Annotated in this window: 6 protein-coding genes; 5 read left to right on the plus strand and 1 reads right to left on the minus strand. The window is 57.5% G+C overall.

The annotated features are described in order from the left end of the window. The 5 genes from AC6BYQ_RS28010 to AC6BYQ_RS28030 all read left to right on the plus strand — a co-directional run. Positions 1–287: hypothetical protein (locus tag AC6BYQ_RS28010; protein WP_498057879.1), on the plus strand; the 287-nt coding region annotated here is incomplete at its 5' end. A gap of 2 nt (positions 288–289) precedes the next feature. Next, the gene (locus tag AC6BYQ_RS28015) at positions 290–2,527 is read left to right on the plus strand and encodes a KAP family P-loop NTPase fold protein (protein ID WP_306686661.1); all 2,238 of its coding nucleotides are present in this window, start codon (positions 290–292) and stop codon (positions 2,525–2,527) included. 15 nt (positions 2,528–2,542) lie between these two features. Then, positions 2,543–2,890, plus strand: a complete 348-nt coding sequence (locus tag AC6BYQ_RS28020; protein ID WP_306686660.1) for a hypothetical protein — start codon at positions 2,543–2,545, stop codon at positions 2,888–2,890. 103 nt (positions 2,891–2,993) lie between these two features. Beyond that, positions 2,994–3,353, plus strand: a complete 360-nt coding sequence (locus AC6BYQ_RS28025; RefSeq protein ID WP_261154716.1) for a TonB family protein — start codon at positions 2,994–2,996, stop codon at positions 3,351–3,353. A gap of 67 nt (positions 3,354–3,420) precedes the next feature. Then, a complete protein-coding gene (locus AC6BYQ_RS28030; protein ID WP_025305069.1) occupies positions 3,421–3,759 on the plus strand; it encodes a colicin E1 family microcin immunity protein in 339 nt (112 codons plus the stop codon). A gap of 38 nt (positions 3,760–3,797) precedes the next feature. Here AC6BYQ_RS28030 and AC6BYQ_RS28035 read toward each other — a convergent pair. Next, positions 3,798–5,072: colicin-like pore-forming protein (locus AC6BYQ_RS28035; protein WP_498057880.1), on the minus strand; the 1,275-nt coding region annotated here is incomplete at its 5' end.

The raw sequence follows: 5,072 nt of genomic DNA on the forward strand, positions 1-5,072 counted from the left end.
TCGGCGGCGCGGTCTTCCAGTCGACCTTCGGCTGGCCGGTGTTCGCCGAGCTGCGCCGCCTGCTGCGCGCGCGTCAGCACGGCGATCGCACCCGCAGCTATCAGGGGCGGCATGTCTCGCTGCATGTGCCGGAAAGCGGCGACATCGGTCTGGTGCTGCCGAATTTGCGGCTGCAGCTGGCGCCGGACACCTTCACCGCGTTCGAGGCCGAGCTGCTGACGCAGCTGGAGCACCCGGCGGCCACCGCGGCGCTGGCCGAGCTCGCCGCGCTGTACGGAGATCTGTAACCATGACGCATTCACCGCAAGAAAACCGCCAGGGGCAACATCCCGATCGCGCCATCAGCAATAAGGAAGAAGACCGCTATGGTTTCACGCACATTGCCACCGAGTTAGCCCGCGCCATTCAGGGGATCGGCCGGGAGGGCAGTGCCGTGATCGGTATCGAAGGCGCCTGGGGAACGGGGAAAACCAGCCTCCTTAATCTGCTGCGCACGGCGCTGGCTGAACAACAGGAAAGACAGACCTTCGTGCTGACGGTTTCCCCCTGGCTCGACGGCAGCGATACGCCTCTGGTGGCGTCCTTACTGCTTCCGGTCGCCGCCATCATTGCCGAGGAAGAAGAACGCCGGCTTTCACCCGGGGAGCGGGCGGAACTCAAAGAAAAAAAAGCGCTGACCCGTACCGCCCGGACGCTGATGGACTACACCCGGGCCACCGCCCGGAATCTGGCGCCTGTCGCTAAGATCGCCGCGCTCATTCCCGGCGCCCCCGACGTCAGCAACGCACTTAACGCCGTGGCAGAGTCGAGCTGGCTGAAAGAAAAAGAAAAAACTACGGCCGACATGCGCACCGAGATTGCCCAAAAAATCGAGGAGCTGGATCTGAGCTTCATTGTCCTGCTGGACGATCTCGACCGCCTCGAACCGGCACAGGCCGTGGAGGTGATCCGGCTGGTGAAGTCGGTCGCGGATTTTCCCCGCTTCCGCTACCTGCTCTGTTATGACAAAGCAGTGCTGTCACAGGCCATCAGCCAGGGGCTGGGCGTCGCCGACGGCAGCCTGTACCTGCAGAAAATTATCCAGATCGCCTTCGCACTGCCGCGCCTGGAATCCTTTGCGTTGCGCCAGCAATTTCACGATGCCGCCATCGAGTTATACCAAACGGTGAATGATTTCCCCCCGGAGAAGGGCATACTGGCTGACCTGACGGCAGTCGCGAATATTTATGGCGCCACGCTGAAAACGCCCCGGGAAGTTCAGACCGTCCTCAATGCACTGCGGTTCCGCTATGCGGGCATGCGGGACTATGTGTATTTCCCCGATCTGTGCTTCCTGCAGCTGCTCCGTACAACGAATCCGGGTCTGTATGACTGGGTGGAAGAATACCTGTCGGAATGGAACGTGGTACAAGCCGAAGATGGTCAGGTCAGTGACGAGGAGCAAAAAGCCCTGGTAGGCAGCCTTGAGCACCACCTGAAGCGCTATTTCCCTGCGGCAGCGCATTCCGCATATATGTTGGGCCAGTGGGTTCCGGGGATCTTTGGTGGGCTGACAGAATACCCCGTCAAACTCTTTGCACGGACTGGACCGCAGGAAAGTGCCATGCAGACAGCAGGGAAGCGGCTGAGCAGCCAGGTCTACTGGCGATACTACTTCGCCTTCTCCGCACCACAAAATGTCCTGTCACCACAGATTTTTGACCAACTCTTCACGCTCGCCAGCCAGCCTCAAAAGCAGCAGGAACTGGCGGAATGCCTGCTCGGATATATCCAGAGCAAGAACTTATCCTCCCGGACCTGGTTTGAACACATCCTGACCCAGCTGACATCCCCCCTGATTGAGGCCAGAACGTCGGCCGAGTGCCGGGGTTTGCTGCAGTTCTTCTGCAACAACGGAGATATCATGGTGGAACGCTATCGGCAAGACAACGAGTGGTTTGCGCTGCAGGACCTGGATACCTACAGCGTGGCGGACCGGCTAATCCAACGAATGCTGCGGGAGGATGTTGCGTCCACGATGAAGTTCCTGATTGCTCAACTCCAGAGCGGCAAAGCCTGGTACTGGTGTGCGGAATATGTCCGTCACCTGCTGTGGCAGCATGGGATAGTCGGAGACAGAACGGGCCATCAGCTGGAAGAGTGGATGGAGCGGAGTAACGTCGTCATCTTACAGCAAACCATGGGGAAGAGACTGAAAAGCCCGACCATCACCGATCAGCTGCCGGCCTTTGCTCTGCTGAATTGGTATATTTGGGCATGGCGAGATATCAGCGGGGCTCCGGTAGTACGGAAATGGGTTAAGAGCCAGGTCAAAGAGGATGACGCTTTTCTGAACCTGCTGCTGCTGCTTCGGTATTATGGCACCAGTAGCGCGCAGGGATATTATCAAGCGCTGCCACTGGCAGATATGACCGAATTTCTGGGCGATATTAAAACAGTGACAAACCGGATTGAGAGCATCAAGCAGGCCGGACGTTTTCCAGAACGGGTTAAACAGGTCGAACAGTCGATCAGGAGAAGCCGCTAATCATCGTGGAATTCATTGTGGTTCATCGCGGGGCAGGGGGCCGACGACGGCCCGCTGCCGTTCCTGTCCCTGCACCTCAGCGGCGCTGTCTTCCAGTCGACCTTCAGCTGGCCGGTGTTCGCCGAGCTGCGCCGCCTGCTGTGCGCGCGTCAGCACGGCGATCGTACCCGCAGCTATCAGGGGCGGCATGTTTCGCTGCATGTGCCGGAAAGCGGCGACATCGGTCTGGTGCTGCCGAATTTGCGGCTGCGGCTGGCGCCGGACACCTTCACCGCGCTCGAGGCCGAGCTGCTGGCGCAGCTGGATCGCCCGGCGGCCGCTGCGGCGCTGGCCGAGCTCGCCGCGTTGTACGGCGATCTGTGAGCGCCGCAGTAACGCAATATTGTCATATTTGCCCTATAGTTAGGGGCGATCGCCGTGGCGCGGTCTTGTAGCAACTGTTCATTTTTAACCAATGGATCAAGACATGAGAAAATCTACGATTTCCGCTCTGCTGTTACTGTGCATGACGCCGGCGTTGGCGCTCGGTGCCGCACCGGCCCCCCACGCCATCATCAAAACTGCCCCTGTTTACCCTGAACAAGCCCTGTCGAAAAGCACCAGTGGCGTCGTCAAGGTGAAATACGATATCGAGCACGACGGCACGGTCAGCCATGTGCGTATTGTGCAAGCGAAGCCTGCCGGGGTCTTTGACGAAGCGGTGCTGTCTGCCATGAAAAGCTGGCGCTTTGAACGCGATAAGCCGGTGAAGGATCGCGAATTTACCTTTAACTTCAACACCAAACCAACCAACTCGGTCTATGGCAACGGGGTTCCGTTTCGCTGATCACCCGCAAAGCCGATATGATGGCAAGTTCGAAAGATGAAAAAGGCCGATGTCCAGGGAGGCGCGAATGACCAAAGCGTATTATTGGAAAAGTCAGGTGTGGGGCGTGACGTACTTTTTTATCGCGCTCTATTATATCCACATCTTCCAGCCAAGCGTGAATGTTCCCCTCTCTCTGGTCGCCGCCATCCTGAGTCTGTTGCTGTATCCCTGCGCCAAAAAAGGCATTGAAACGGCCGCCCTGCAGTTCACCAGTGAAGCATTCTGGCACCGTGGGTTGTTCGTCGATACCATCGGTAAAAATGGGGTACTGATCCTGTATTATGCCTTCTGTTATGTCCTGGCCCTGCCGCTGGGCGCCCTGTATCTGTTTGCCCTGTTCCTCAGAAATAAAAAGGCCGCGTAAGCGGCCTTGCTTTACGTTATAAGCGGCCTTGCTTTACGTTAAATGCCGGCCGCTTTGTTGACCTTCTCCACAAGCTTTTCATCAACCAGCACGCTGACCAGGGTCATGATGATGGCAAAGCCAAAAATGCCCAGCGGCGTACCCAGTATCACGCTGTAGGCAAACGCCGTCAGCGCCGTGGCGGCCATGCCCGCCCCGAGGGTCTCAATCTTCACGAAAAGGGGTCTGAAGTTCTGCGTCCGGATCGCTTTGGGCAACTCGACAACGAAGACATCGTAGGCATCGATGGCCTTGCCCGTGTAGTTGAACGCCTTGCTGAACTTGGCAAGGTTCTGGGCGATATGCTCTCGGCGCACCGACTCCAGCGCTTTGGCCACCGCTTCGCGATCGGCGACGCTGAATTTCTTGTTCAGCACGTCCTTGTACTTCTCAAACGCCTTCAGCGCCTCCTCCGCATTTTTGAGCGTTTTCCCCTTGGCCGCATCGGCCAGCTCTTTGGCCACCTTGGCGGACTGCTCGCCAAATTTCTCCGTCAGTTCCTTGTAAAAATCCGCCGTCGTCTTGATGGCGTCTTTCATCGCCTCCTCTTCCTTCTTCCTGGCCTCTTCGGCCTTACGATCCGCTTCCGCTTTCTCCAGCCGCTGCAGGTTATCACGGGCGGCATTCAGGTTTTTCGAGGCATTGTCAAACTCCTGATTGGCGAGGTTGAGATCGCGGTTTGCCGCATCGACCTGGGCCCGCAGTTTGTTCACCTCTGCCTCATCCTGTTTCAGCTTATCCAGGATACGTTGTCTGTTTTCTTGCTCCGAAGGGATGATTGAAGGGCCTGGGAGATGTTTATCGATCAGCTCTTTCGTACGGTCTCGCGTTACGATTGCGGAACTGAGGCTGGTCTGAGTACGGTAAGTGCTGCGTTGAAGATCATCGCGTTTTTGCTTCGCAGTGTTTAACCGGCTTTCAGCCTGCTGAACATTCTTTCTCGCCGCCTCGATGTTATGCGTCGCTTCCCATTCAGCCTGTTTGCGTTTCGCTTCCTCCTCGGCGCGCCGTTTGGCTTCCGCTTCTGCCGCTTTGCGTTTGGCTTCTTCTTCCGCCTTACGCTTTGCCTCTTCGGCCGCCTTACGTCGGGCTTCTTCTTCTGCCTTACGCTTGGCGGCGTCTTGCTGTTCCTTTTGCCACTGCTGATACGCATTGGTCAGGCCAGGCACTGCCACATTGGATTTTCTGTACCCGGTGCGATCATTCCCTTTGCCGCCGCCGTTGATCTCGTATTTTTGCGTGATCTCGGTCATGACCTTGTTGTTGTCAAGCCA

Source organism: Serratia sp. LTN-2 (assembly GCF_059740205.1).

What these genes read in the sequence shown, in the direction of transcription:
- AC6BYQ_RS28015 (WP_306686661.1), top strand. Translation starts at nt 290, where the DNA reads ATGACGCATTCACCGCAAGAAAACCGCCAGGGGCAACATCCCGATCGC.
- AC6BYQ_RS28025 (WP_261154716.1), top strand. Translation starts at nt 2,994, where the DNA reads ATGAGAAAATCTACGATTTCCGCTCTGCTGTTACTGTGCATGACGCCG.
- AC6BYQ_RS28030 (WP_025305069.1), top strand. Translation starts at nt 3,421, where the DNA reads ATGACCAAAGCGTATTATTGGAAAAGTCAGGTGTGGGGCGTGACGTAC.